We start from the raw sequence: 25,003 nt of genomic DNA on the forward strand, positions 1-25,003 counted from the left end.
GGAGGGACAGGGCCCCTCCCGACTCACGGCCGCCGCAACGACCCGCCGAAAGTACGGAGGATCAGAATATCGGCGCGGTCAACTGATTTTCAGGATCGTCCGTACGCGCGGATCACGGTCTGACGCACCGTGTTGCCGGCGCGGTCGCTCGCGGTCACCCGCAGTGAGACCGCGCCCTTACCGGCCGGGATGCACGACCCCGGGATGCACGACCCCGGGACGCGGGTCCACGTGGCGCCCTCGTTCGCGGAGTACTCCACCGTCATCCTGGTCGCACCCGGCACCGTGACCCGTACGGCGTGGGCCCGGGTCGTGGCCGTCCCGTCGAGCGACACCGGCGCCGAGTAACCGACCTGGAGCAGCGGAAGCGGTCCGGCCTTCGCGGACCGGAACGTCCACTCCGTGCTGGTCGAGGTGCCGTATTGCCAGTCGTCCCCGCCCCGGGCCGTCGACAGCGTCAACCGGTACCGGGCGTCCCCGGGTGGGACCGTCACGTCCTGCCAGGCGTTCGGCGTCGTGGTCACCAGCGCGCCGTCACGATACAGCGAGGCGCTCGCCCGGTCGGCCTGATCGACCGTGTGGTGGCGGTCGGTCGCGTCGACGTAGTCGGCGATCCGCAGGTGCAGCACGTCGCCGGTGCGGGTGTTCGTCCAGCCCGCCGGGGTCGCGGGCCGCACGACCGGCGAGTTCCACGTCTCCGACGACGCGCCCGGCCGCCGGTAGGAGACCGGGACGTCCGCCATGCCCCCGTCGAGCGAGGCCCCGAGATCGTTCCACGGGTAGGCGTGGTGCACCTGGTGCTGCCAGATCGTGTCGCCGGTAGAAACCCATTCCTCGCGTACGGTGGGGGTCCGCACGTCACGCTGGGTGTCGTTCCATGAGTACGCCTGCCACGGCCGCCACCCGAAGCGCTGCTCCCGCACCCAGTCGAAGCCGCCGTTGTCCGCGTACCGCGAGGTGATCCGGTACGAGTTGGCCGCGGTCACCTTGTGGACGATCTGGCTCGGCACCCGGCCGGCGGACACCTGGAAAACGTCGTACAGGTAGGGGCTGTTCGGCGTCAGGGTCAGCGAAATGTTTCCGCGCCTGGCGGCGGACGCCAGCAACGCCTGTCCCTGGTCGTAGGGGAGCACCGCGGCCGGGATCGCCAGCCGCTCGCCGTCCGGCGACCACGGGCTCCACCCCGACCGGTCGGCCTTGCGCACGAAAATCACCGCGGCCGCACCCGCGTCGGCGGCCGCCTGCACCTGCCCGTACTCGTCGTCGTCGGTCTCCTCGTCCAGGACCACCGCCTTGCCGCGTACCGAACCGCCCAGCCCGGCCGCGAGGCCGAATCGGCGAGTGCCGTCGTAGACGGGCGAGCTCGGCAACAGGTCGAGCGTGAGTTTCGCGGGGAACTGCGCAACCGCGATCGGCGCGACCAACTGCCAGCGCGAGGAGAACTCGAACGAACCGGCCCGCAGCGGCGCGGTCGGTGTCACATTCACCTGCTTGAGCGTGCTGAAGAACATGAACCCGTTGGCGATGCCGCGCCCCGAGCCGGTGACCCGGTGCACGTAATAGCTGAGCACCGTCCGCTGCTCCGAGGGCCGCGGCGTCTCGATGCGGATCGGCCGTCCCTTGCGCGCGTCGAGCACGACGGTCAGGTCGCGGTCGACCCGCAGCTCCGGGTTGACCACCTGGGTGACCTGCTCGTCGAGCGACCCGCCGTCCTCGATGGTCGCGTCGAGCAGGTAGTCGCCCTCCTGGAGCTCGAAGGTCTTGGTTTCGCCGACGAACAGAAAGTTGAGCACGTCGAAGCGCGCGTCGTCGCCGAAAAGTTGCAGCCCCGGCACGCTCGCCGGCCCGCCCGCCCGGTCCACCGCCGTGAACGTGACCTTGTGGTGCCGCCCGTCGAGCATCGCGCCGAGCGCGGTCGTGACCTGCACGCCGCCGGCGGCGGTCGCGGTGAGCCACCCGCTGAGCGGGCCCCGGGCGGCAGCCACGGTGTCGAGCGAGACCGCCACCGAGGCGGTCTCGCCGGCGGGCACGGTCACCTGCGCGGGAACGGAAACCGCGGCGAGATTCTCGTCCAACGAAAGCGTGACCGGCGAGGCGCCGGAGTTCGCGTACGTGACGGTCCGCGTCACCACCGAGGGCGACGATCCCGCCTGGTGCTCGCCGAAGTCGGCCACCCCGGTGCCGGAAACTTTCTGCGAAACCGCACGGGCCAGGTCGACCCGGCCCGCGCCCTGACCGTAGACGTTCACATCGGACTGTGTCGCGGCCGTGCTGACCAGCGCGTCCTTGATCCTGGCCCCGGTCCAGTCCGGGTGCTGCCCGGCGAGGATGGCCGCGGCCCCGGCGACGTGCGGCGTGGCCATCGAGGTCCCGGACGCCGCCGTGTACCGCGCGTCCACCGGCTCGCCCATCGTGGTGCCCGCTGCCCGGGCGGCCACGATGTCGACGCCGGGCGCCGTGATCTCCGGCTTGAGCCCGCTGTCGCCGACCCGCGGCCCACGGCTGGAGAAGCCGGTCAGCTTGTTCGCCTTGTCCACGGCGCCGACCGTGAGGGCCGCCGGCGCGCTGCCCGGCGTGCCGACCGTCGAGGTCGCGCCCTCGTTGCCGGCCGCGACCACGAAGAGCGCGCCCGTCCGGGCGCTGAGCGCGTCGACCGCCGCGGCCATCGGGTCGGTCCCGTCGGTGGGCTCGCCGCCGAGGCTCATGTTGACGACGCGGGCGCCGGAGTCGACGGCCCACTGCATCCCCTCGATGATCGACGACTCGTATCCGTTGCCGGCGTCGTCGAGCACCTTGCCGATCAGCAGTTTCGCTCCCGGCGCGACACCTTTCTCGCGCCCGCCCGAGGCATTGCCGGTGCCGGCAACGGTCGCGGCGACGTGCGTGCCGTGCCCGAACCGGTCGACCGTGTCCCCGCTGCCGCTGAAGTCCTGCGCAGCGGCCACCTGCCCGGCGACATCCGGGTGCGACGCGTCGATGCCGGTGTCGAGCACGGCGACCTTGACCCCGCCGCCGTCCAGCCCGGCCTGCCAGGCGGCCGGCGCTCCGATCTGGGCGGTGCTCTCCGCAAGTGACGCGGAAACCCTCCGATCGAGCCAGATCCGCCCGGTCGCCGCGCTGCGCCCGGTCGCCGCGGTGCCCGCTTGCGCCTTCCAGAAATCAGCCAGCTGGCCCTTGCCGGCCTTCACCGCGACCGCGCCGATGCTGGCCAGCGTCGTCGCGGCCGAACCACGCAGGGCCGAACCACGCAAGGCCGAACCATCCGCGGCCGAACCATCCAAGGCCGAACCACCCAAGGCCGAACCACCCAAGGCCGAGGCCGCACCACCCTGGACGATCAACGGCAGGGTGGGGCCGGCCGCGTCGCCGTAGCCGTCCCGGAGGAGCCGTTGCACGTCGAACAGGGCCGCATCGACCCGCCCCGCGGCCAACAACGGAATCGCGTCGGCCGGGATCACCCGTACGCCATGGTCGGTCTCGATGGTCTGGAAGCCGACGGCTTCCCGCCCGGCCGCGGGTCGCACGGACGCGGTGAATTTCCCGCCGCCGGCGGGCGTGAGCGCGACGACGTCGCCGGTGATCAGCGTGATTTCTTGCGCCGAGGCCGGACTTTTCGCGGGGGTGGGCGAAGCGGCGGTAGCCGGGACGGGTCCGACCGCGGTGGTGGCCAGGGTGATGGCGGTGACGACCGCGATGCGCGGGGAGAGTGGCATCCATCGACCTCTCTGCTGGGTTGCAGAGCATTTTGAAGTCGATCTACCTGGGGTGGCAGCCTTCGCGCCTGCCGCGAAGCGGACATGGCGCGAAGTGGACGAGCAAGGGTTTTCCCTATTCCGGATATTGATGTGGATATATAGCGTCTTCCTTTAGTGCCGGTTTGCGGTTACCCGGCCGCGCCGGAGTCGACACCGCCCGTCACCCCTCGGGCGGAGAAGGAGCACACGCCATGTCCCGAATCCCCCTCGTCATCGCCGTAGGGACCGCGACCGCGGTAGCCGCGGCGCTGACCGCCGGGCCGGCCATCGCCCAGCCCTCGGCGCCCTCCGCCGTGTCGCCGGCCGCGGCCGCCGACGCCCTGGTCGCCGCCAAGCCCAGCTACCTGCACGCCAGCGCCGCGGAAACTTTCCAGCGGCACGCGGCCGTCACCTCCGGCGGGTACAGCTACATCCCCTTCACCCGCACGTACAAGGGCCTGCAGGTCGACGGTGGCGACTTCGTCGTCATGACCGACCGCAACGGCGTCGCGCAGTACACGTCGGTCGCCCAGTCGAGCGCGATCGGCGAGCTGTCGGTCACGCCGAAAGTTTCCGACTCCGCCGCCCTGGCGACCGCGAAAAAGCAGCTCAAGTCGGTGCGCAGCGTCGAAGGCACGAAACTGGTCGTGGTCGCCGCCGAGGGTCAGGCCGCGAAACTCGCCTGGCAGTCCACCGTCAACGGCACGAGCGCCGAGGGCGCCAGCCGGCTCACCGTCAACGTGGACGCCCTCACCGGCAAGGTGCTGAGCACCGAGGAGCACGTCACCGAGGCGGCCGGCACGGGCAACGGCTGGATCTACGGCTCCGTCTCGATCACCACCACCCAGTCCGGCTCGACCTACCTGCTGCAGGACCCGTCGCACACGACCGTTCGCGCGCAGAACGCGTCGGGCAACGCCACCTTCAGCGGCTCGGACAATGTCTGGGGCAACGGCAACGGCACCAACCGGGAGACCGGCGGGGTCGACGCGTTCTACGTCGCGCAGAAGCAGTTCGCGATGCTCTCGTCATGGCTGGGCCGTAACGGCCAGAACGGCTCGGGCGGCGCCTGGCCGATCCGGATCGGCCTGAACGACGAGAACGCGTACTACGACGGCAACCAGGTGCAGATCGGCCACAACACCGCCAATCAGTGGATCTCCTCGGCCGACGTCGTGGGCCACGAACTCGGCCACGGCATCGACGACCACACCCCGGGCGGCATCTCCCGCCGGGGCACCCAGGAGTTCGTGGCCGACACGTTCGGCGCGGCGACCGAGTGGTTCATCAACAGCCCGAACGACGCCCCCGACTACCTGGTCGGCGAGGAGGTCAACCTCGTCGGCAGCGGCCCGATCCGCAACATGTACAACCCGTCGGCGCTGGGCGACTCGAACTGCTACTCCAGCAGCACGCCCAACCAGGAAGTGCACGCCGCGGCCGGCCCCGGCAACCACTGGTTCTACCTGCTCGCGCAGGGCTCGAGCGGCAACGGCCAGCCGTCCAGCCCGACCTGCAACGGCAGCTCCGTGACCGGCGTGGGCATCCAGAACGCCATCAAGATCATGTACAACGCGATGCTGCTGAAGACCTCCAGCTCGTCGTACCTGAACTACCGGAAGTGGACGCTGCAGGCCGCGAAGAACCTGTTCCCGGGCAGCTGCACCCAGTTCAACTCCGTGAAGGCGGCGTGGAGCGCAGTGAACGTGCCGGCGCAGTCCGGCGAGGCCACCTGCTGATCCGTCCGTCGAGTGGGGGGGGGGGGGGCGGGCGGGGGGGCCCCCCCCCCCCCCCCCCCCCCCCCCCCCCCCCCCCCACTCCAGGAGCCACGAGCACGCGAAAGGGGGCCGGCGCGGGTGCCGGCCCCCTTTTTCGTCGCGCTCACGAAGGCGTACGCGAAAGTTAATCCTCGGCGGGAAGACTGTCCATGAACGAGCTCACCGAGAAGACGGCCCGACCGGCGCCGGCCGGGCCGTAGCCGGGCGGGGTGGACAGGCCGTTCGACTCCATCGTCGCGCGGTACGCCTCCAGCAGCCGGATGTGGTATTCCAGCGGCGCGCCGTGCGGATTCGTGCGGCCCAGGGGAGTGGTCGGCTCGGGGCACCAGGTGGTGAAGCGGGGCAGGATGCCGCGGGACATGAAGTACTCGAGGCCCTCGGTGGTCGACTCGATGGCCTCGTCGACCGTGCGGAAACCGAACGGCTCCGCCATTTCCACGCCGGCCACGAAATTCGGGATGACGTTGCGCGGGCCGAACACTTCGGCCGACTCGAGGATGCGGCGGTGCCACTCCTCGCGACCCACGTAGCGCTCCTTGCCCGGGCAGTAGAGCTCGAACAGCCGCTTGTCCCACACCTCGAAGTTCGGGTGGTAGATGCGGATGCCGTAGTCGTGGAAACGCTGCACGTCGGCCCGGGGCAGCGCCTGCGCGACCACCTTGCCGATCCACCGGCCGGGGAACCGCTCCTCGATCGCCTGCGCGTAACGGCCGTAGAAATCGGCCTCGGCGAGCCCGTCGACTTTCCGCGTGACGCTGCCGCCGGTCAGCGTGTACGCCTGCGACGTCTTTCCGGCGTCGTACTTGTCGATGATCTCGAGGGCCTCGAGGACCTCCTCGACCGGTTTGACGCCGGTGTACGGGCGTCCGGCCGCCTTGTGCTGGCGAAAGTTGTGGTTGATGTCGCAGTACTGGCATTCCTCCGAGGCGCCGAAGTACTGACAGACCCGGTACACCGTCAGGTAGACGAGGTAGCCCCACTGGATGGTCGGGGCCACCTCCATCACCTGCTTGCCGTTGGTGAGCGTGTGCCGGTAGTAGTCGGGCATCGGCGGCAGGCCGACCTCGGCGATCGGCCGGTCGTCGAGGAAGAGTTTGAGCTGCCCGTCCTCGCCCGCCTTGACCCGATAGGGCGAGTCGGGGTTGATTCGCACCGAGACGACCGTGCGGCGCAGGTCGTAGGGCCCGCCCAGCAGCACGATCTCCTCGGGCGGGCGACGCAGGGCCGCCTCGCCCAGTTCCGGCAGCGTGCGGTGGTCGAACGAGAAGATGAAGTACGACTTGGGCTTGACGTCCCCGTTCTCGTTGTCGGTCAGCGCCGACTCGTCGAAGGCCAGCCCGCCCCGCAGCAGGTCTTCCTTGATCACGGCCTCGCGCGGCACGTGCGGGAAGCGGCCCATCAGGTCTTCGACAAGATCCGTACGCGACTGCATGCGCTTCTCCGATGCTGACTGTTCCACCGACGTATCCCATGTCATCACATCGACACGTCGTCTTCGCCCCACGGAATGGAGACGTTCCTTACCCCCGCCGCGTGACGCCGACCTGATCGATCGGCGGCGCCCCATCGACCGCGTCCGCCGCGACGGCAGCCGCCTTGAGCTCCTCCGGCAGGTCCAGGCTGTCACGCAGGGTGACCGAACGCAGCAGGAGAGCCGCGATGACGCCGACGACGGCGATTATCGCGGAAATCAAGAAAATGTGCCCGGTCGCGTCGCCGTAGGCGGCCCGCACGATGTGCACGATCGGCTCGGGCAGCGCGCTCAGGTTGAGGCTGCTCGATCCGCCGCCGCCGGTCGCGGGGATGCCGGCCGCGCTCAGCCCCTCGGTGACCTGGTCGGCGACCCGGCGGGCCAGCACCGCGCCGAGCACCGAGACGCCGATCGTGCCGCCCAGCGAACGGAAGAAAGCGACCGTGGAGCTGGCCGCGCCGATGTCCTTCAGCGCGACCGTGTTCTGCACGGCGAGCACGAGATTCTGCATCGACATGCCGACGCCCGCGCCGACCAGGAACATGCCCGCGCCGACGTACCAGAGCGGGGTGTCGTGATCGATGAAGCTGAGCGCGACGAACCCGGCGACCAGTACGGCCGTACCGGCGATGATGTATGGCTTGATCTTGCCGGTCTGGGTGATCAGGCGGCCGCTGACGATCGAGGTGACCAGCACGCCGGCCATCAGCGGGATCGTGAGCAGGCCCGCCTCGGTGGGGGAATAGCCCCGGCCGATCTGGAAATACTGGCCGAGGAAGACGGCGCCGCCGAACATGGCCATGCCGACCGCGAGGCTGGCGAGGATGGCGAGGGCGGTGTTGCGCCGGCGCACGATCGGCAGCGGCACGATCGGCTCGGCCGCCCTGCTCTCGACCCACACGGCCAGGGCCAACAAGATCAAAGACCCACCGACCATGGCGTACGTCTGCCAGGAGAGCCACGCGAACGAACTGTCGACGAACGAGACCCAGACGAGCAGCACGCTCACCCCGGCGGCGATCAGCGTGGCGCCCAGGTAGTCGATCTTCACGTTCTCCCGGCGGATCGTCGGCAGGTGCAGGGTGGCCTGGAGCAGGACGAGGGCGATGACGGCGACCGGAACGCCGATGTAGAAGCACCAGCGCCAGCCGAGCCAGCTGGTGTCGACGATCAGGCCGCCGAGCAGCGGGCCGCCGACGGTGGCGAGGGCCATGACGCCGCCGAGGTAGCCGTTGTAGCGGCCGCGCTCGCGGGGCGGGATCATCGCGGCGATCGCGACCTGTACGAGGGCCTGGAGGCCGCCGACGCCGATGCCCTGGAAGGCGCGGGCGGCGATGAGCTGGCCGGCACTCTGGCTGAGGCCGGCCACCATCGAGCCGATCACGAAGATCACGATCGAGAGCTGGATCAGCAGCTTCTTGTTGAACAGGTCGGCGAGCTTGCCCCAGATCGGCGTGGTCGCCGTCGCCGCGAGCAGGGTGGCCGTGACCACCCAGGTGTACTGGGTCTGCGACCCGTTCAGCGACCCGATGATCTTCGGCAGCGCGGTGGAGACGACGGTGCTCGACAGCATCGCGACGAACAGCACCAGCAGCAGGCCGCTGAGGGCCTCCAGGGTCTGCCGGTGGTTCATCGGCTCCGCGGCCGCGGTCTCCGCGGTGATGGTGGGTGCGCTCATCGCGCGACCTCCAAGTTTTCTGTTCTGTGCAGCGCGTTGTCCATGGCTTCGGTGAACCGGCCGAGCTGCCGGTCGAATGCCGCGATCTCGTCCGGCGTCCAGTCGGCGAGCGCGCGGGCGACCAGCCGCTCGTACCAGTCGAGGGCGTCGTCGAGGGCGGCCCGGCCGGCGTCGGTGACGGCGAGGACAGTGGCCCGCCCGTCGTACGGGTCGGGCTTGCGGGCGACCAGCCCGCCCGCGACGAGCGCGGCCACGGCCCGGCTGACCGTGGACGGGTCGAGGGCGGCCTGGGCGGCGAGCTCGCGGGCGTGCGACCCCGTGCCGAGCCGGTCGATCAGGGCGAGCATCCCGAGGGCACCGCTGGGCACCGCGGTCCGTTCCTCCGAGCGGCGCTGCTTGGTCAGGCGGATCACCCGCAGAAGGTCGTGAAGTCGTGAGCCGATGTCGTCCACCGCGGATGCCTTTCCCGGAACGATCGATCGATGGGTGCCGAACCCAAGTATCCTCCGATCTTTCTCACTGCGCAAGTTTGCTCAACGAGAATCACTCTCGGGTCGACAGCGCTTTCGGCGATGAAGATTTGCCGCTCGCGCCGCGCGTCCGTTCATCAAGATCGCCGCTGCACGCTGTAAGCGCGGGTGGCGTTGATGAGTTGCTGTTCGCGTTGCGCTGCGCTGCAGTTCATCAAGGTCGCGGCGGGGCGCGGCGGGGCGCGGCGGGGCGCGGCGGGGCGCGGCGGGGCGCGGCGGGGCGCGGCGGGGCGTTGGGGCGAGGGCGGGGATGAAGTCTTGCCGTTCGTGGCGCGCGCCAACTCATCAAGGTTGCGGGCGGGTGTGAGCGGGTGCGGGCAAGGCTGAAGAGTTGCTGTTCGCGATCGCGGGTGGTCATCAAGATCGGGCTAGCTGAGGGCCTCCGCGACGGTGCGGCGGGGTTCCAGGGAGGTGGGCGCGCGGAGACCGAGCCAGGAGAGCCAGCCGATGCCGAGAATGAAACCGAGCGTGATGACGCGGTAGAGGACGACCACTGCGACCGCGACCGGGGTCCCGACGCCGCCGGCGATCAGGCCGAGGATCAGGGCGCTGTCGATGATGCCCAGGCCGCCCGGGACGATCGTGATGGTTCCCGCGGCCATACCGGCGCAGAAGGCGAGCAGCACGACAGTCAGGCCGGCCGGAGTTTCGCCGACGGCGCGAAAACAGAGCCACAGGCAAACCGCATCGAGAAACCAATTGAGTACGGCCAGCGCGGCCGCGATGAAGCCGTGTCCCGGGGAAAGTTTCGCGGCATGGAGTTGCGCGACGAATCCGCGGAGGCGGTCCTCGCCGTCGGTGGCGGGGCGGCGGCGTACGCGGTTGAGCACGGCGAGCGGCGGGCGAAAGATTTCGGGGTGACGGGCGATGTGCCGTACGCCGAAGATCAAAGCCGCGGCGGCGAGCGTCAGCCCGGCGAGATTCTGCCAGTCGGTCTTTCCGCCCGCGGCCAGCGCGCCGGCCAGGGTGACCGCGCCGAGCGCGCAGGAGGAAAGGATGCCGCTGAGCGCGATGGCCCATGATGCGATCGCGGGGCTGGCGCCGAAACGTCGCATCTGCTGGTAGTTGAAGCGGATGGAGAACGCCGGGCCGCCTGGCAAAGTTTCGTTGAGCGAGTGGGCCGCGTACGCCAGCCGCAGGTGGTCGACGAGCGGGGCGCGCACCCCGGCCGAGCGCAGCAGGTGACTCTGCATCCGGCCGTACGCGTTCATCGCGATCAGCTCGGCCACGACGGCCAGGGCGAGCCATCCCAGGTGCGGCGTGCGCAGCTGCTGGAGGGCGTCGGCCAGCGACGACCAGCCCAGCACCAGCTCGGCGCCGAGCAGGATCAGCACGGCGCCGACGGCTACGGCGCGAAGTTTTCCCCGCACACGTCAAGCGTCGGTCAAACTTTCACAACGCGCAAGTTTTCTCGTTGAGAAAGCAATCACAGGTGTGATCCACGACTCTCGTCGTATAGCTGCATTATGCAGCTAACATGGAGACGCTGAATCTTTCCTGTGGAGGTGAACCGGTGAGCGCAGCTGCCGGAAATGCGATCTTCAAACAGCCCCGGGCCGTGTACGCGGTGGCGTTCGCCTGCGTCGTCAGCTTCATGGGCATCGGCCTGGTCGACCCGATCCTGCCCGCGCTGTCCAAGCAGCTGAACGCCACGCCCAGCCAGGTCAGCCTGCTGTTCACCAGCTACCTGCTGGTCACGGCCGTGGCGATGCTGTTCACCGGCTGGGTCTCCAGCCGGATCGGCGCCAAGCGGACGCTGATCACCGGCCTCGCGCTGATCGTCGTCTTCTCCGCGCTGGCCGGCCTGTCCGGCTCGATCAACGGCATCGTCGGCTTCCGCGCCGGCTGGGGCCTGGGCAACGCGCTGTTCATCGCCACCTCCCTCGCGGTCATCGTGGCCTCGGCCTCGGGTGGTTTCGCGGGCGCGATCGTCATGTACGAGGCGGCGCTCGGTCTCGGCATCGCGGCCGGGCCGCTGGTCGGCGGCCTGCTCGGCGACATCAGCTGGCGCGGCCCGTTCTTCGGCGTCGCGGTGCTCATGGCGATCGCCCTGCTCGCTACCGCCACCCTGCTCGACAAGACCCCGAAACCCGCGCAGAAGACGTCCATCACCGCACCGATCAAGGCGCTGCGGCATCGCAGCCTGTTGACCATGGGCATCACGGCGCTGTTGTACAACTGGGGCTTCTTCACGATGCTCGGCTACGCGCCGTACCCGATGGAGCTCGGCGCCGTGCAGCTCGGTTTCGTGTTCTTCGCGTGGGGGCTGCTGCTGGCGTTCTTCTCCATCACCGGCGCGCCCTGGCTGCAGCGAAAGTTCGGCACCGCGCCCTCGCTGTACGGCGCGCTTTCGCTGTTCGCCGTGCTCATCCTGCTGATCGGCGTCTTCACCGACAACCGCTGGGCGGTGATCGTCTGCGTGGTCGCCTCGGGCATCGTGGCCGGCATCAACAACACGCTGACCACCCAGGCGGTCATGCTGGTCTCGCCGGTCGAGCGGCCGGTCGCCTCCGCCGCGTACGGTTTCGTGCGCTTCATCGGCGGCGGGCTCGCGCCGTACGCCGCCGGAAAGATGGTCGACCACTGGAACATCCACGTGCCGTTCGTGGTCGGCGCGATCGCGGTCCTGCTCGGCGTCCTGGTCCTGTCCACCGGGCACCGCCCGCTGGCCGTGGCGGACGCCGCGATGGCGGCCGGCCCGCACGGCGCGGGAGAGGCCGACGAGGTGGCCGGCGAGATCGCGGACGAGTTCGGCGGGGCCCCCGACGCGATTGACTACGAGCACGAGGTCCAGCGCGGTTAGGGTGAGGTCATGGTCAGCTCGGTCGGCCTCGTCCTCCACCCGACCAAGCTGGTCGACACCTCCGTGGACACGGTGCTCGCCTTCGCGCGCCGGCATCCTCTCCGGGTGCTGGCGCGCGAGGCCGATCGCGACCGGGTGCCGGCCGGCGTCGAGCTGGTCACCGAGGAAAGTTTCGCTTCCGAGGTCGAGGCGATCATCGCGCTCGGCGGCGACGGCACGATGCTCGGCGCGCTGCGGCTGACGGTCGGACGGCCGGTGCCGGTGCTCGGGGTCAACCACGGCAATCTCGGCTTCCTCGTCGAGGTGGCGCCGGCGCAACTTCCGTCGGCGCTTTCGCGCCTCGAGGAGGGCGATTTCACCATCGAGCAGCACGCCTGCCTCGACGTCGGGTCGCTGCCCATCCGGTACGGCTTCAACGACCTGGTCCTGGGCCGGGCGGGCCGTTCGGGGGCGGTCTCGGTCGACCTGGCCGTCAACGGGCTGCGGTACGGGTACTACCGCGGCGACGCCGTGATCGTGTCGACGCCCACCGGGTCCACGGCCTACAACTACGCGGCGGGCGGGCCGGTGCTGTCGCCGTCGTCGCAGTCGTTCGTGATCACTCCGGTCGCGCCGATGGCGGGGATCGGCCGTCCCGTGGTGCTGGGCGCGGGAGACCGGGTGACGCTGTCGGTGGCCAGGGAGAGCGGACCGATCGCCGTTGATGTGGACGGGATCGCGGCGGGGGAGCCGGCGCACGGCGAGCGGGTGACGGCGGCCTTGCGGGCCAATGCGGCACAGGTGGTGCGGCTGTCGGCCAGCGAGCACGCCAGCCGGAGCCGGATCAAGCTGAGCCTGCTCGACCTGCCGGTGCGGCGTGACCAGCTGGTGGAGCTGATCCCACCGGAGCTGCGGCGCCCGCATCCGCCGAGTCTCGGCGATTGACCCGCCGGGGCTGTTGTTGAACGCCTTTCGTCCGTAATACAGTGGATCGTCGCCTCCGAGCGGAGAAGGCCATGATCGACGACGAGCTGCGGCCACGGGCCCGGCCCATTCCCGACCGGTGCGCCGATGGGCCCGGCACCATCGTCGTGGGCATCGACGGGTCCGACTCGTCGCTGCACGCCGCCGCGTACGCGGCCGGCCTCGCCCGCCGGCAAGGCTCACGGCTGGTCGTCGTCTACGTCCGCAAGCTCGCCTCGCCGGCGTTGCCGCTGGCCGGCGCCGTGGTCGCGGTGATCGACGCGCAGGATCAGATCGAGCGGGAACTGCGCACGGCCGTCGAGCAGCGCGTCTCCCTGCTGGCGCTCGACGTCGAGCTGGTCGTGCGCACCGGCGAGCCCTATGCCGAGCTGATCGAGGTGGCCGAGCAGGTCCACGCCGACGCGGTGATCGTGGGCCGCTCGACCAAGCTGCTGCACCGGGTCATGGGATCGCTCGCCGTCAAGCTCGTGCGCGCCGGCCGCTGGCCGGTGACGGTCGTCCCCTGATCCGGGGAGGCCGCTAGGCCTCCGCTCGCGGGTCGGCCTCGGCGGCCTCCACCGGGGCATTGGCCGGCTCGCTCGCCCGGTCGAGGAGCTGCTTGTCCGCGGGCGCGCACACGCCGGTCTCCGGGTCGCACCAGCTGCCGCCCTCGACCACGATGAGCTGCAGCGGCGGGGCGTCATCCGGCCGCATTGACCTGTCCCCACGCCTGCTTGATCGCCGCGGCGTACTGCTTGGTGGCGACCGCGCCCGGAATGCCGAGCCGCCCGCCCAGCACCGTGAACGGCACACCCCGCGCGCCCAGGCTGATGGCCTCGTTGTGGTCGGCGCGTACGGCGTCCGCGTACCGGTCGGTGGCCAGCACGTCGCGGATCTCGTCGGCGGGGATGCCGAGCTGCTCGCCGAGTTTCGTCAGCGTGCCGTGCTCGTACGCGTCGAAGTTTCCGCCGAAGACCTCGGCCTGCATCGCCCGCAGGTAGTCCCAGCCGACGCCGTGCTCGTTGCCGAGCTGCACCAGGCGCAGCATGTCGAGGGTGCTCGCGGCCGGGCGATCGAGCTCGTAGGCCAGGCCGTCCTCGGCCGCCATCCGCGCCATGCCCTCCTCCATCGAGCGGGCCTGCGCCGTGGACATCCCCATCTTCTTCGACAGGTAGTCGAGCAGAGGGGTGGCGACCGTGGAAGACCCCGGGTCGAGCTGGAACGTGTGGATCTTCAGGCTGATATCGGCGGCGTGCGGTGACTGCGCGACGGCCTTGCTCAGGCGCTCCTCGCCGAGGTAGCACCACGGGCAGAGAACATCCGCCCAGACGTCGATGGTGAGCATGCGGCCGCCTTCCGGTAAAGTTGAGTACCGCTCAAGAAAAAAGTAGCACTAACTTGAGCACCTACTCAACATGAGGGGCGGGCATGCCGGCAACGAGAGCGCCACGGCGCGACGCGCGCGACAATGCTGCCAGGCTGCGCCTGGCCGCCCTCGAACAGTTCCTGGCGAAAGGCCTCGACGCGTCGCTCTACGAGATCGCGCGGATGGCCGGGGTCAGCATCGGCACGCTGTACAACCACTTCGGCTGCCGCGAGGGCCTCATCGACGCGGTCGTCCCCGACGTGGTCGGCGCCCGCCTGCGCGACCTGGCCGCCGAGGTGACCGCGCTGCCCACGCCGCGCACCCGTCTGGAAACTTTCGTCCGCGGCATGATCGAGCTGCAGCACGGCGACCCGGCCCTCAGCGACGCTCTCCTGCGGCGTTTTCCCGACGCGGTGGCGTTGCACGACATCTGCGCGGTCTCGACCGAGCTGGGCCGTTCCCTGGTTCGCGACGCGCACCGCGACGGTTCGCTCTCGCCGGATTTCACCGAGGACGATCTGCTCAGCCTGCTCTGGCTGGCCGGCACCGCCAGCCGGGACCCCGCGGTCCCGGCCGGCTGGCGCCGAGTGATCGACCGGGCGCTCGACTCGGCCTGGCTTGCCCGAGACGCTTGAGACCTCGGTCGTCCAGCCCCTCAGATCCGCTCCATGTCGGCGTGCTGCTCGACCACGCCCGCGGCGATCAGCGCGTCGATCTCCTCGGCCGCCATGCCGAGCACCCGCGCGAGGACCTCGCGGGAGTGCTCCCCGGCCAGCGGCGCCGGCTTCAGCTCCGGGTTTTCGACGCGCTGAAAGACGGCGGGCGCGCTTTCGGCCGGCATCGGCTCGGCGATCCGCGGATGGCGCATCGTGCGGAAGAAACCGCGGTCGGCCAGATGCGGGTCGTCCAGCAGCTCCGGTACCCGCTGCATCATCGCGGCGGGCACCCCGGCCTCCTGCAACTCGGCCATCGCCCGGCGCGGCGACCGCGCCGACGTCCACGCCGAAACCAGGGCATCGATCTGCTCGCGGTGAGCGATCCGGTCACCCGCGGCCGGCAGATCAAGATCAGTTTCCAGTACGGCGGCGAGCCGTCGCCAATCGTCGTCCCCGCGCACGGTCACCACGCACCATTCGTCGTCGCCCGCGCACGGATAGAGCCCCTGCGGCGCGTCGCCGGCCGCGCCGCCGGCGAGCGACCCCGGCCGTACCGATTCGAGCGCCAGCTGGTGCGACAGCTGCCCCAGAATGACCTCGGCCTGGGCCACGCTGACCGTCCCGCCGCGCCCGGTGCGGCGCCGCGCCACAAGTTTCGCCAGAATCGTGACCGCCTCGATCCGCGCGGCGACGTGGTCGGGATAGATCGTGGACGCGTCGCTGAAGCTGTCCTCGTCGTCCCGGTAGCGCCACAGCCCGCTGAGCCCGGTCGACGCCCGCACCAGCGGCCCGTACCCGAGCCGCCGGCTCCACGGCCCGGTCGGCCCGAACGCGCTGGAGTCGGCGACGACGATCCCGGGATTGATGGCGGCCAGCTCCTCGTACCCGAGGCCCAGCGACTCCATGGTGCCGGGCTTGAAGTTGGAGACCACCACATCGGACTCGGCGACGAGCCGCTTGAAGAGCGCGATGCCCTCGGGTGAGCGGAGATCCAGCCCGATGCCGAGCTTGTTGCGGTGCCCGTACGCGAACGAGGGGCTCATCGCCGAGCCGTCGAAAGTCTGCCGGCTGCCGTCCGGGAAGGCCTTGTTCTCCACCTTGATGACCTCGGCGCCCATGTCGGCGAAGAGGCGGCCGAGCTCGGCGCCGACCACGATGACGCCGAGGTCGAGAACGCGCAGCCCCGCCAGCGGCCGTTTCCGGTCTGTCCCAGCGGCGCCGGGAGCGACGGGTGTCAGCGAACCGAGCACCGCCGCGGTGTCCTGGCCGTGCGCGGGGGCCGGCGTGCGGATCCCGGCGCGGCGACCGTCCACCTCGACGTACCCGTTGGGCATGAGCACCCCGTCAACCGAGGTGAACGCCCGCCGGTCCGTGAACTGCGCGGCCTGCAACACCTCGGTGGGGGAGAGCAGCGCGGCCGTAGGGACGCCATGGTCCTGTCCCTCGGCGACGATCTGGTCGCGGGTTCGGGCGGCGAAAAGTTTTCCGATGGCGGGGTAGATCTTTCCGGCCGCCGCGAAACGTCTGCCGAGATTCGCCAGCGCCGGGTCGGCGAACTCGTCCGGCTTTCCGAGCCACGTGAACATGCCCTGCCACTGGCGCGGCGCGAGAACGCAGATCCGCACCCAGCCGTCCGCGCAGCGGAAGATCGGGTAGAGGTGCCGGGCGTCGGGCCGCCCGCGCGGCCCGTTCGCGGCCGGCACCCCGCCGGTGGCGCTGCCGCCGATGCCGAAGCCGGGGTCGAGCACCTGCGCGGTCGCCTCGTAGACCGACACGTCGACCAGGTCGCCGGTCCCGCCGAAGTATGCGGCCAGCGCCGCCCACGCCGCCTGCGCGCATGCCGACTCGTACGCCATGGATCCGGGCGGCAGCAGCGGCTCCCGTCCCGGCAGCCCCGAGCGCGACAGCACGCCGCCGAGCGCGAGGTGCGTCCACTCGGTGGCCTGCCAGTCCCGGTACGGCCCGGTGAGCCCGTAGTCGGTGATCGCCACGATGACCAGGCCGGGTTTCCGGGAGCGCAGCGCGGCGATGTCGTCTTTCGCGTTCGTGACGAGAATGTCGGCGGTGTCGATCAGGCGGAGAAAGTTTTCGTCGTCGACGACGACCGCACGCTTGTTGGCGTTGTGCGTGGCGTAGTAGAGGCTCACGCTGTCGACCAGTGGCTCCCGCCGCCGTGATGCGGCGCCCGAGGCCGGCTCGACCCGGATCACGTCGGCGCCCAGGTCGGCCAGCAGCCGCGAGGTGGTCTCCCCGAGCCCGTCGGTGCGATCGATGACCCGGACCCCGGTCAGCGGCAGATTGTCGTCCATGGCGGCCTCCCAGCGGCGTGGTGCGGTAGGTCACAGGGTCGCCGCGACGCCGGGCTTTCGTAAAGAACTGTTTCGCGCACGTTACGTGCCGCTCCCGGCAACGTGTCACCTGAATTCTTTGCCGGTCACCGTTCAGTAACGTCAGACTGGCTGCCATGGACATCCCGCAGCTGCGCTGCTTCCTCGCGGTCGCCGAGGAGCTGCATTTCGGCCGGGCGGCCGAGCGGCTGCACATGACCGCCTCCCCGGTCAGCCGCATTGTCAAGGACCTCGAGCGCGAGCTGGGCGCCGAGCTCTTCGTCCGCGGCTACCACCAGATCGAGCTCACCCCGGCCGGCGTCGAGCTGGCCCGCCGCGTGCCGCCGCTGCTCGCGGAGTTCGACCGCCTGCGCAGCGAGATCCAGCTGGTCGCCGCCGGCGAGAGCAGGGTGGTCCACCTCGGCGGCTCGCACCTTTCGCCGCCCGGCGTCCTCGACGCGGTGGTCGAGTGCGCCGAGAAGGGAAACCCGGGCCGCCGCGTCGACGTCACGCTGGCGCCCTCCTCCGACCTGCTGCCCGCGCTGAGCCGCGGCGAGCTCGACGCCGCCGTGGTGCACCTGCCGGTCGACGATCCGGCGATGGCGGCGCTGCCGCTGGCGTCGTACCGCTTCTTCGTCGCCATGCGCCGCGACGACCCCCTGGCCGTCCACGACGAGTTGTCCCTCGCCGACCTGACCGAGCGGATCGTCGTGACGTTCCCGATCACCCTTCAGCCGCTGGCGATGCAGCAGTTGCGCGACGATCTGGTGAGCCGCGGCCTGCGGCATTTCCGCCTGCTCGCGGGGGCCGACTCCGCGATGCTCGCCGGCCACGTGCGCCGCACCGGCGACCTCACGTTCACGCTGCACCCCGACACCGGCGGCTCGTCGCGCATCTTCGACGATCCGGCGTTCGCGATCGTGCCGCTGATCGACGGGCCGGCGTTCCGGCTGGGCCTGGTCTGGCTGGCCGCCCGCGCCGCCGACCGGGTGGTCGGCGGCCTGGTCGGCGCGGTCCGGGAGCGCTGGGCGTCCGGCGTTCTCGAAATCTGAGGTCAAGCCGGCCCGCGAGGCGCTGCCGACGCGAAACACGCCACCCGCGTCCGGGTTTCGCGACCGGCGCCGCGGCGCGAAACCCGGCCTAACGCGTACGCCAGCGGGCCGGCCCGCCGTTCTCGTCGTCCGAGGCGCGGACGACGCCGGTCGCGGCCAGATGGTGCAGGTGGGCGAGGGTTTCCGCGAGGGCCATCCGCCGCAGCATGCCCTGCAGCGCGTCCCAGCCCCGCGACCAGGTGAGCCCGGCCGCGATCTGCCACGCGGCCGGCGCGCCGAGGTCGCCGATCACCTGGACGATCTCGAGGCCGCGCTCGTCGTGGTGGCGGATCAGGGCGGCTGCGCGGTCGTCGATCTCGCGGAATCGGTACTCGTGCGCCGGCAACGCCTCGTCCGCCGCGAACTTGGCGACCTGCTCCAGCGAGTCGAGGTAGTCGGTGAGCGGGTCGCCGTCGTCGTCGTGCACGCCGATGTTCGGGCTGATCCGGGGCAGCAGATGGTCGCCGGTCAGCAGGACGCCCGCCGCCGCGTCGTGCAGGCAGAGGTGGCCGGGCGTGTGCCCCGGCGTCCACACCGCGCGCACCTCGTGGCGGGCCAGCGGCAGCAGGTCGCCGTCCTCGATGGCGCGGTCGGGCTCGGCCATGCCGAGGACGGTCGCCATCTTCGCCGGGTCCATGGTGATTTCCGGAACGACACTTTCGGGTACGCCGTGCCGCAGCAGCCAAGCGCGGTCGGTTGCCGGATCGAGATCGCGCCACATGCGTCCCGGAAGCGCGCGGGCCTCGGCGGGGTGCATGCCGATCCAGGCGCCGCTGCGCTCGCGCACCCACCCGCTGAGCCCGTGGTGGTCGGGGTGCACGTGGGTGGCCACGACCCCGGTGACCTCGGCGACCGAGGCGCCCGCGATGCCGAGGCCGGCGGTCAGCGCGGCCCGGCTCTCGGCGGAGTCCCAGCCCGGGTCGACCAGCAGGACGCCGCCGTCGTCGAGGAACGCGTAGCTCAGCGTGTATCGCAGCGGGCTGCCGGGGATCGGGACGGGGATCGACCAGACGCCGGGCCGGACCTGCTCGACCGGCGGGAGGACGCGCCGCTGCCAGGCCTCGTGCTGGTCCGTTCCGGTGATGATCATGCGCTGACCGGATGCAGCAGGAAGTCGACCAGGCGCTGGGCGTACGAGGCCGTGTCGTTCGCCAGCGCCGCTCGCTTGCCGGTGGGGGTGGTCAGGACGTGCATCATGGCGCCGCCCACCAGCGTGTCGAGCAGCAGCGTGACCGGCGTGCCGGCGGGCAGTTCGCCCCGGTCGATGCCGCGGCGCACGATCGCGCGGGCGGCCAGGACCTGCGCCGTACGCATGGCCTCGTAGTGCTCGGCGACGCCCGGGATGCTCGCCGCCTCGAGGTTCAGGCGCATCGCGGCGCGGCTGCAGGGGCCGAGGTAGAGGTCGAGCATCTGGGTCGCCAGCTCGACCAGGTCGCCGTGCAGGGTGCCGGTGTCGACGTCGGCGACCTTGGGCAGGCCCAGCGTCAGCGCGTCGGTGAGCACCGCCTCCTTGCTGTTCCAGCGCAGGTAGAGGGACGCCTTGCCGACGCCGGCGCGCTTCGCGACCGCCTCCATCGCGAAACCCGCCCAGCCGGCGTCGCCGAAGACGTCCAGGGCGGCCTGGCCGATCCGCCGGTCGACCTCCGGGTCCCGGGGCCTTCCGGGCTGTGACGGCGTGACGCTCATCGTGGCCATCCTTCGGGCTGTTCATTGCTGAACGGTTCCCGTCAGGATACAGTCGGAATAAGTGAACGGGAAGCGTTCAATATTGGAGACGTGCATGACATCGGACCTCGACGACCTCGACCCGCGCACCCCGATCGTGGTGGGTGTGGGGCAGTCCTCCGAGCGCCTCGACGATCCCGGTTACCAGCGGCGATCGCCGGTGGAACTGGCCGCAGATGCCGCCCGCGAGGCGATCGCCGACACCGGCGCCGACCCGGCCGAGGTGGCCGCCGCGATCGACACCGTGGCCGGCACGCGGCAGTTCGAGAACTCGATGCCGATGGCGCGGGCGCCGCTGGGACGCTCGGACAACTTTCCGCGCTCGGTCGCTCGCCGCGTCGGCGCCGAGCCCCGGCGCGCGGTGCTGGAGGTCGCGGGCGGGCAGAGTCCGCAGCACCTGGTGAACGAGTTCGCCGCGACGATCGCGGCGGGCGGCGCCTCCACCACCGTGCTGATTTTCGGCTCCGAGGCGATTTCCACCATCGAGAAACTGGCCAATGCCGGCGACAAGCCCGACTTCTCCGAGCACGCCGACGGCGACCTGGAAGACCGAGGCTATGGGCTGCGCGGGCTGGTCAGCATGCATCAGGCCGCGCACGGGCTGACCGACGCGCCCAGCCAGTACGCGCTCTTCGACAACGCGCGGCGTGCGCGGCTCAAGCTTTCGCGCGACGAGTACGCGGCGGCGATCGGCGCGCTCTTCGCCCCGTTCACGCGCGTGGCCGCGGAAAATCCGCACTCTTCGGCGCCGGTCGAGCGCACCGCGGCGGAACTGGTCACGCCCACCGGGGCGAACCGTCCCATCGCCGACCCGTACACCCGCTACGTGGTCGCCCGCGAAAAAGTGAACCAAGGCGCCGCGGTGCTGCTGACCTCGGTCGCCGAGGCACGCCGGCTGGGCATCCCGGCCGAGAAGTGGGTCTTCCTGCCCGGCCACGCCGACCTGCGCGAACGCAACCTGATGGACCGGGCCGACCTGTCCGTCTCGCCGGCCTCGGCGATGGCCGCGCGGCACGCCCTCGAGGTGGCCGGCGTCGGCATGGACGAGATCGCGACCATCGACCTGTACAGCTGTTTCCCGGCGCCGGTCTTCAATGTCGCCGACGCCTTCGGGCTCGCGGCCGACGACCCGCGCGGGCTGACCCTGACCGGCGGGCTGCCGTTCTTCGGCGGCGCCGGCAACAACTACTCTATGCACGCTATCGCTGAAACTGTCCGGCGCGCGCGGGAAACAAAAGGCAGCTACGGGTTAGTGGGCGCCAACGGCGGCAGCATGAGCAAGTACTCGGTGGGCGTCTACACGACCACGCCCTCGCCGTGGCGAGCCGACCGGAGCGCGGCGCTGCAGGCCGAGATCGACGCGTGGCCCGCGCCCGAACAGGCCCGGCAGGCGGACGGCTGGGCGACCGTCAAGACGTACACGATCAAGCACGGCCGCGACGGGAAGCGCACCGGCATCGTGATCGGCCGCCTCGACGACGACGGGCGGCGGTTCGTCGCCCGCACCGACGACCGCGACGCCGCGACGCTCGACCTCCTCGCCACCGACGAGCCGATCGGCAAGCGCGTGTACGCAAGGTCGTTCGGTTTCGGCAATCGGGTCACGCTCGACCCGTCCACGATGGACTCGCTGTTCCCGGCCCCGCCGGCCGTGCTGCGCGAGCGCTACGAGCACATCCTGGTCAAGAAGGACGGGCACCTCCTCGAGGTCACGATCAACCGGCCGGAGGCGCGCAACAGCCTGCACCCGATGGCGAACGACGAGCTCGACCATGCGTTCAACGCCTACTTCGCCGATCCTGACCTGTGGGTGGCGATCCTCACCGGAGCCGGCGACAAGGCCTTCAGCGCCGGCAACGACCTCATCTATTCGGCGAGCGGCAAGCCGATGTGGGTGCCGAAGAACGGTTTCGCGGGTCTGACCAGCCGGCGCAGCATGCCCAAGCCGGTCATCGCCGCGGTCAACGGCTTCGCCATGGGCGGCGGCTGCGAGATCGCGCTCGCCTGCCACCTGGTCGTCGCCGACGAGACCGCGAAATTCGCGCTCAGCGAGGTGAAGGTCGGCCTCATCGCCGGCGCCGGGGGAGTGGTGCGGCTGCCGCGTACGGTGCCGGCGAAGCTCGCCAACGAGATGATCCTGACCGGCCGCCGCCTGACCGCCGCGGAAAGTCTCGCCCACGGCCTGGTCAACCGGGTCACCGGCGCCGGCCGGGCCCTCGACGGCGCGCGCGAGCTGGCCGCCGAGATCCTCGAGTCGTCACCGACGAGCGTGCGCATCTCGCTCCAGGTCATGGAGGAGACCCGCGGCATCCCCGACGTGGTCGACGCGGTCACCCACCACAGCCCCGCCCTCGACGACCTGATGATCAGCGAGGACGCGATGGAGGGCCTGACCGCGTTCGCCCAGAAGCGCAAGCCCCGGTGGCGCAACCGCTGAGCCCCCGCCGCTCAGGGTTTTCTGGATTCGTACGCCGCGCGGCCGGCCTCGATGTGCGGCACGTGTTCCATCGCCCAGCCCGCGAGGGCCAGCGCCGGCGGGAGCAGGCTCCGGCCTGTCGGCGTGAGCTCGTACTCGACGCGCGGCGGGACCTCGGCGTGGACCGTCCGCGAGACCAGGCCGTCGCGTTCCAGGTTTCGCAAGGTCAGGGTCAGCATGCGCGCGGCGAGGCCCGCCTGATCGGCCTCAACATCGGCCTGCTGGTGGCGCGGGTTTCCTGGTATTTACGGCGTAGTGCCGTAGACCAATCGCAAGATCGCGTCGGTGAGCGTGTCGAGCAACTCGTCCGGCGTGTACTGCGACGGTTTCGCGAAAGCGTCGGCGAAAGTCATGTTGCGCAGGTGCAGCACCATCGTCGCGACCAACTCGGGCGGGCCGCTCACCGGCAGCCCCGCCCGCACGTCGCGCTCGATGCGCGCGCGGAACAGCGTGCAGCCGGTGGTGAACAGCCGCTCCCGCACCTGAAGCATGTCGGGGCCGGGGTCGGGCGCGATGAACGCCTCGCGCAGCCACCGCCCGTCCACCATCCAGCGGGCCAGCGCCTGCTGCAACCCGCGGCGCAGGGCCCCGCGGTCGAGCCCGTCGGCGGCCAGCCACTCGGCCATCTCCTCGTCGGCCTCCCCGACGACCTGATCGACCAGCGCGGCGAGCAGCGCCTGCTTGGACTCGAAGTAGAAGTAGAAGCCGGACCGGGCGATCCCGGCCGCGCCGGCCAGCTCGTCGATGGTGACCTGGCTGATGGACTTTTCGCGGAAGACGGACCGGGCGGCGTCGAGCAGGGCGAGTTCACGCTGATCGCCCTTGGTGGGGGCGCGGCGGCTTCCGGCGGCAGGCACGCGACGATCGTACATTTCCCCTGTCGGGTGCAATCGACGTCACATCCTGTGTTTTCGACACGGTGTTGAGAATCGTCGGCAGCGGATCTAGGTTCGGCGCATGCCCAAGCGCTTGGCACTCCCGGTCGCCTCGTACGCCGTCCTGCTGGTCTCCGCCCTGCAGACGCTGGTCGTCCCGGTCGTCGCGAACATCCAGGCGGACCTCGGCGTCTCGGCCACCGCCGCGAGCTGGGTGGTGACCGCCAACCTGCTCGCGGCCGCGGTGTTCACGCCGATGCTGGGCCGCCTCGGTGACCTGCACGGCCGCCGCCCGGTCATGCTCGGCGTGCTGGTGGTCGTGCTGGCCGGCTCGGTCCTGGCCGCCGCCACCACGAGCCTGCCGCTGCTGATCGTCGCCCGCGTCGCGCAGGCCACCAGCTTCGGGCTGTTCCCGCTGTCGATCGGCGTGCTCCGCGAGGAGCTGCCGCCCGCGAAGCTCACCGGCGCGATGGCCATCGTCAGCGGCATGCTCGCGGTCGGCGCCGGCCTCGGGCTCACGGTGACCGGTCTGCTGATGCAGAACGGCGGCGACTACCACCAGCTGTTCTGGCTGGCCACCGTGCTCAGCGCCGTCGGCATCGCCGGCGTCTCCTGCCTTCCGAGGCGGAAAGCCGTCGCGACCGGCCGCCTCGACGGGGTCGGCGCCGCCGTGCTGGGCCTGGCGCTCGTGCTGCTGATCCTGCCGCTCGAGGAGGGCAACGACTGGGGCTGGGGCTCGGCCCGGGTGATCGGATCGCTCGTCGCCGCGATCGTGGTCTTCGCGATTTTCGTGGTCATCGAGCGCCGCATCAGCCAGCCACTGGTCACCACCCGGATGCTCACCCACCGCCCGATCGTGATCGCCAACGCGGCCGGTCTGTTCCTCGGTTTCTCGATGTTCGCGGTGTTCCTCGCGGTGTCGTACCTGGTGCAGACCCCGCCCGGCCCGACCGGCTACGGCTTCGGCTCGACCGTCCTCGCCGCCGGCGTCGTCTACCTGCTGCCCGGCACCGCCGGTGGCGTGATCACGGCCCCGCTCGGCGGCCGCCTGGTCGGCCGCTTCGGCGCGAAGGCCGCGCTGGTCATCTCCGGTGCGCTCGCCCTGCTCGGTTTCGCGATGCTGGCCGTCCTGCACGACGAGACCTGGGAGGTCATCGCCGGCGCCGCGATCGTCAACACGGCGGTCATGTTCGGCTACGCGGCCCTGCCCGCCCTGCTGATCCAGCACGTCACCCCGGCGGAGACCGGCATCGCCAACAGCGTGAACTCGATCGCCCGCTCGGTCGGCATGTCGATCGGCACCGCGTTCGTCGTCACCATGCTCACCCGCAACCTGATCCCCGGCGCGCCGCTGCCGCACGAGTCACAGTACGTCTGGATCTTCATCGTCGGCGCCGCCCTGGCCGGCGCGGCCGCGATCCTGGTGGCGCTGGCGCTGCCGCGCAGCCGCCCGGTGGCGCTGAGCGTCCGCGAGGTCGAGGAGGAAGAGGTGTTCGGCGCGGCCGGCCTGGAGATCCCGGCCGAGCTCGTCAAGAAGTCCGCGAGCTGAAA

General features: G+C 70.8%; 20 protein-coding genes. 8 read left to right on the forward strand and 12 right to left on the reverse strand.

Annotated elements, in window-relative coordinates; translation table 11 throughout:
- Positions 1-89: 89 nt before the first annotated feature.
- Positions 90-3,713 (reverse strand): S8 family serine peptidase, encoded by a 3,624-nt coding sequence (locus ACIA5D_RS08050; protein WP_396029126.1) that lies wholly within the window; start codon positions 3,711-3,713, stop codon positions 90-92.
- Between the two features lie 233 nt (positions 3,714-3,946).
- Between ACIA5D_RS08050 and ACIA5D_RS08055 the strand changes: the two genes are divergently transcribed.
- Positions 3,947-5,473 carry a M4 family metallopeptidase gene (locus ACIA5D_RS08055; protein ID WP_396029127.1) on the forward strand — a complete coding sequence of 509 codons (1,527 nt, stop codon included), beginning with the start codon at positions 3,947-3,949 and terminating at the stop codon, positions 5,471-5,473.
- Positions 5,474-5,636: 163 nt separating this feature from the next.
- Here ACIA5D_RS08055 and ACIA5D_RS08060 read toward each other — a convergent pair whose 3' ends face one another.
- The 4 genes from ACIA5D_RS08060 to ACIA5D_RS08075 all read right to left on the reverse strand — a co-directional run bounded on the left by ACIA5D_RS08060 (position 5,637) and on the right by ACIA5D_RS08075 (position 10,561).
- Complete coding sequence (locus ACIA5D_RS08060) at positions 5,637-6,944, reverse strand: radical SAM protein (protein ID WP_396029128.1); 1,308 nt, start codon at positions 6,942-6,944, stop codon at positions 5,637-5,639.
- An 88-nt stretch (positions 6,945-7,032) separates the two neighbouring features.
- Positions 7,033-8,661: an MDR family MFS transporter gene (locus ACIA5D_RS08065; RefSeq protein ID WP_396029129.1), complete on the reverse strand. Its 1,629-nt coding sequence runs from the start codon at positions 8,659-8,661 to the stop codon at positions 7,033-7,035.
- Positions 8,658-9,113, reverse strand: a complete 456-nt coding sequence (locus tag ACIA5D_RS08070) for a MarR family winged helix-turn-helix transcriptional regulator (protein ID WP_396029130.1) — start codon at positions 9,111-9,113, stop codon at positions 8,658-8,660. The genes ACIA5D_RS08065 and ACIA5D_RS08070 overlap by 4 nt, the downstream gene beginning before the upstream one ends.
- 446 nt (positions 9,114-9,559) lie before the next feature.
- Positions 9,560-10,561: a YbhN family protein gene (locus tag ACIA5D_RS08075; RefSeq protein WP_396029131.1), complete on the reverse strand. Its 1,002-nt coding sequence runs from the start codon at positions 10,559-10,561 to the stop codon at positions 9,560-9,562.
- A gap of 143 nt (positions 10,562-10,704) precedes the next feature.
- Here ACIA5D_RS08075 and ACIA5D_RS08080 point away from each other — a divergent pair, with 143 nt between their 5' ends.
- The 3 genes from ACIA5D_RS08080 (at position 10,705) to ACIA5D_RS08090 (ending at position 13,463) form a co-directional block, all read left to right on the forward strand.
- The gene (locus ACIA5D_RS08080) at positions 10,705-11,994 is read left to right on the forward strand and encodes an MFS transporter (RefSeq protein ID WP_396029132.1); all 1,290 of its coding nucleotides are present in this window, start codon (positions 10,705-10,707) and stop codon (positions 11,992-11,994) included.
- A gap of 9 nt (positions 11,995-12,003) precedes the next feature.
- Positions 12,004-12,918 carry an NAD(+)/NADH kinase gene (locus ACIA5D_RS08085; RefSeq protein WP_396029133.1) on the forward strand — a complete coding sequence of 305 codons (915 nt, stop codon included), beginning with the start codon at positions 12,004-12,006 and terminating at the stop codon, positions 12,916-12,918.
- 71 nt (positions 12,919-12,989) lie between these two features.
- Positions 12,990-13,463: a universal stress protein gene (locus ACIA5D_RS08090; protein ID WP_396029134.1), complete on the forward strand. Its 474-nt coding sequence runs from the start codon at positions 12,990-12,992 to the stop codon at positions 13,461-13,463.
- Positions 13,464-13,476: 13 nt separating this feature from the next.
- On the opposite strand, the gene ACIA5D_RS08095 is transcribed toward ACIA5D_RS08090, so the two are convergent.
- Together ACIA5D_RS08095 and ACIA5D_RS08100 are read right to left on the reverse strand one after the other, a co-directional pair.
- A complete protein-coding gene (locus tag ACIA5D_RS08095; protein WP_396029135.1) occupies positions 13,477-13,650 on the reverse strand; it encodes a hypothetical protein in 174 nt (57 codons plus the stop codon).
- The gene (locus ACIA5D_RS08100; protein WP_396029136.1) at positions 13,637-14,281 is read right to left on the reverse strand and encodes a DsbA family protein; all 645 of its coding nucleotides are present in this window, start codon (positions 14,279-14,281) and stop codon (positions 13,637-13,639) included. Before ACIA5D_RS08100 ends, ACIA5D_RS08095 begins: the two co-directional genes overlap by 14 nt.
- Positions 14,282-14,364: 83 nt before the next feature.
- Here ACIA5D_RS08100 and ACIA5D_RS08105 point away from each other — a divergent pair, with 83 nt between their 5' ends.
- A complete protein-coding gene (locus ACIA5D_RS08105; protein ID WP_396029137.1) occupies positions 14,365-14,937 on the forward strand; it encodes a TetR/AcrR family transcriptional regulator in 573 nt (190 codons plus the stop codon).
- A 20-nt stretch (positions 14,938-14,957) separates the two neighbouring features.
- On the opposite strand, the gene ACIA5D_RS08110 is transcribed toward ACIA5D_RS08105, so the two are convergent.
- The gene (locus ACIA5D_RS08110; RefSeq protein WP_396029138.1) at positions 14,958-17,267 is read right to left on the reverse strand and encodes a CoA transferase; all 2,310 of its coding nucleotides are present in this window, start codon (positions 17,265-17,267) and stop codon (positions 14,958-14,960) included.
- Positions 17,268-17,422: 155 nt separating this feature from the next.
- On the opposite strand from ACIA5D_RS08110, the gene ACIA5D_RS08115 reads away from it, so the two are divergent.
- Positions 17,423-18,337, forward strand: a complete 915-nt coding sequence (locus ACIA5D_RS08115; protein ID WP_396029139.1) for a LysR family transcriptional regulator — start codon at positions 17,423-17,425, stop codon at positions 18,335-18,337.
- An 88-nt stretch (positions 18,338-18,425) separates the two neighbouring features.
- Here ACIA5D_RS08115 and ACIA5D_RS08120 read toward each other — a convergent pair whose 3' ends face one another.
- Complete coding sequence (locus tag ACIA5D_RS08120; RefSeq protein WP_396029140.1) at positions 18,426-19,466, reverse strand: MBL fold metallo-hydrolase; 1,041 nt, start codon at positions 19,464-19,466, stop codon at positions 18,426-18,428.
- Positions 19,463-20,062 carry a TetR/AcrR family transcriptional regulator gene (locus ACIA5D_RS08125; protein WP_396029141.1) on the reverse strand — a complete coding sequence of 200 codons (600 nt, stop codon included), beginning with the start codon at positions 20,060-20,062 and terminating at the stop codon, positions 19,463-19,465. The genes ACIA5D_RS08120 and ACIA5D_RS08125 overlap by 4 nt, the downstream gene beginning before the upstream one ends.
- A gap of 94 nt (positions 20,063-20,156) precedes the next feature.
- Between ACIA5D_RS08125 and ACIA5D_RS08130 the strand changes: the two genes are divergently transcribed.
- Complete coding sequence (locus tag ACIA5D_RS08130) at positions 20,157-22,538, forward strand: acetyl-CoA acetyltransferase (RefSeq protein WP_396029142.1); 2,382 nt, start codon at positions 20,157-20,159, stop codon at positions 22,536-22,538.
- Positions 22,539-22,549: 11 nt separating this feature from the next.
- Here the strand turns inward: ACIA5D_RS08130 and ACIA5D_RS08135 are convergent, their stop codons facing one another.
- Both ACIA5D_RS08135 and ACIA5D_RS08140 read right to left on the reverse strand, forming a co-directional pair.
- On the reverse strand, positions 22,550-22,822 hold the full coding sequence (locus tag ACIA5D_RS08135; RefSeq protein ID WP_396029497.1) for a winged helix-turn-helix transcriptional regulator: 273 nt from the start codon (positions 22,820-22,822) through the stop codon (positions 22,550-22,552).
- Positions 22,823-23,434, reverse strand: a complete 612-nt coding sequence (locus ACIA5D_RS08140) for a TetR/AcrR family transcriptional regulator (RefSeq protein ID WP_396029143.1) — start codon at positions 23,432-23,434, stop codon at positions 22,823-22,825.
- 100 nt (positions 23,435-23,534) lie between these two features.
- Here ACIA5D_RS08140 and ACIA5D_RS08145 point away from each other — a divergent pair, with 100 nt between their 5' ends.
- Positions 23,535-25,001, forward strand: coding sequence for an MFS transporter (locus tag ACIA5D_RS08145; protein ID WP_396029144.1), 1,467 nt, complete (start codon positions 23,535-23,537; stop codon positions 24,999-25,001).
- The last annotated feature ends 2 nt before the right edge of the window (positions 25,002-25,003 follow it).

The organism is Actinoplanes sp. NPDC051513 (assembly GCF_044454685.1).
Lineage (GTDB): Bacteria > Actinomycetota > Actinomycetes > Mycobacteriales > Micromonosporaceae > Actinoplanes.

What these genes read in the sequence shown, in the direction of transcription:
- ACIA5D_RS08065 (WP_396029129.1), bottom strand. Translation starts at nt 8,661, where the DNA reads ATGAGCGCACCCACCATCACCGCGGAGACCGCGGCCGCGGAGCCGATG.
- ACIA5D_RS08120 (WP_396029140.1), bottom strand. Translation starts at nt 19,466, where the DNA reads ATGATCATCACCGGAACGGACCAGCACGAGGCCTGGCAGCGGCGCGTC.
- ACIA5D_RS08090 (WP_396029134.1), top strand. Translation starts at nt 12,990, where the DNA reads ATGATCGACGACGAGCTGCGGCCACGGGCCCGGCCCATTCCCGACCGG.
- ACIA5D_RS08055 (WP_396029127.1), top strand. Translation starts at nt 3,947, where the DNA reads ATGTCCCGAATCCCCCTCGTCATCGCCGTAGGGACCGCGACCGCGGTA.
- ACIA5D_RS08130 (WP_396029142.1), top strand. Translation starts at nt 20,157, where the DNA reads ATGACATCGGACCTCGACGACCTCGACCCGCGCACCCCGATCGTGGTG.
- ACIA5D_RS08110 (WP_396029138.1), bottom strand. Translation starts at nt 17,267, where the DNA reads ATGGACGACAATCTGCCGCTGACCGGGGTCCGGGTCATCGATCGCACC.
- ACIA5D_RS08050 (WP_396029126.1), bottom strand. Translation starts at nt 3,713, where the DNA reads ATGCCACTCTCCCCGCGCATCGCGGTCGTCACCGCCATCACCCTGGCC.
- ACIA5D_RS08100 (WP_396029136.1), bottom strand. Translation starts at nt 14,281, where the DNA reads ATGCTCACCATCGACGTCTGGGCGGATGTTCTCTGCCCGTGGTGCTAC.
- ACIA5D_RS08105 (WP_396029137.1), top strand. Translation starts at nt 14,365, where the DNA reads ATGCCGGCAACGAGAGCGCCACGGCGCGACGCGCGCGACAATGCTGCC.
- ACIA5D_RS08085 (WP_396029133.1), top strand. Translation starts at nt 12,004, where the DNA reads ATGGTCAGCTCGGTCGGCCTCGTCCTCCACCCGACCAAGCTGGTCGAC.
- ACIA5D_RS08145 (WP_396029144.1), top strand. Translation starts at nt 23,535, where the DNA reads ATGCCCAAGCGCTTGGCACTCCCGGTCGCCTCGTACGCCGTCCTGCTG.
- ACIA5D_RS08125 (WP_396029141.1), bottom strand. Translation starts at nt 20,062, where the DNA reads ATGAGCGTCACGCCGTCACAGCCCGGAAGGCCCCGGGACCCGGAGGTC.
- ACIA5D_RS08060 (WP_396029128.1), bottom strand. Translation starts at nt 6,944, where the DNA reads ATGCAGTCGCGTACGGATCTTGTCGAAGACCTGATGGGCCGCTTCCCG.
- ACIA5D_RS08095 (WP_396029135.1), bottom strand. Translation starts at nt 13,650, where the DNA reads ATGCGGCCGGATGACGCCCCGCCGCTGCAGCTCATCGTGGTCGAGGGC.
- ACIA5D_RS08115 (WP_396029139.1), top strand. Translation starts at nt 17,423, where the DNA reads ATGGACATCCCGCAGCTGCGCTGCTTCCTCGCGGTCGCCGAGGAGCTG.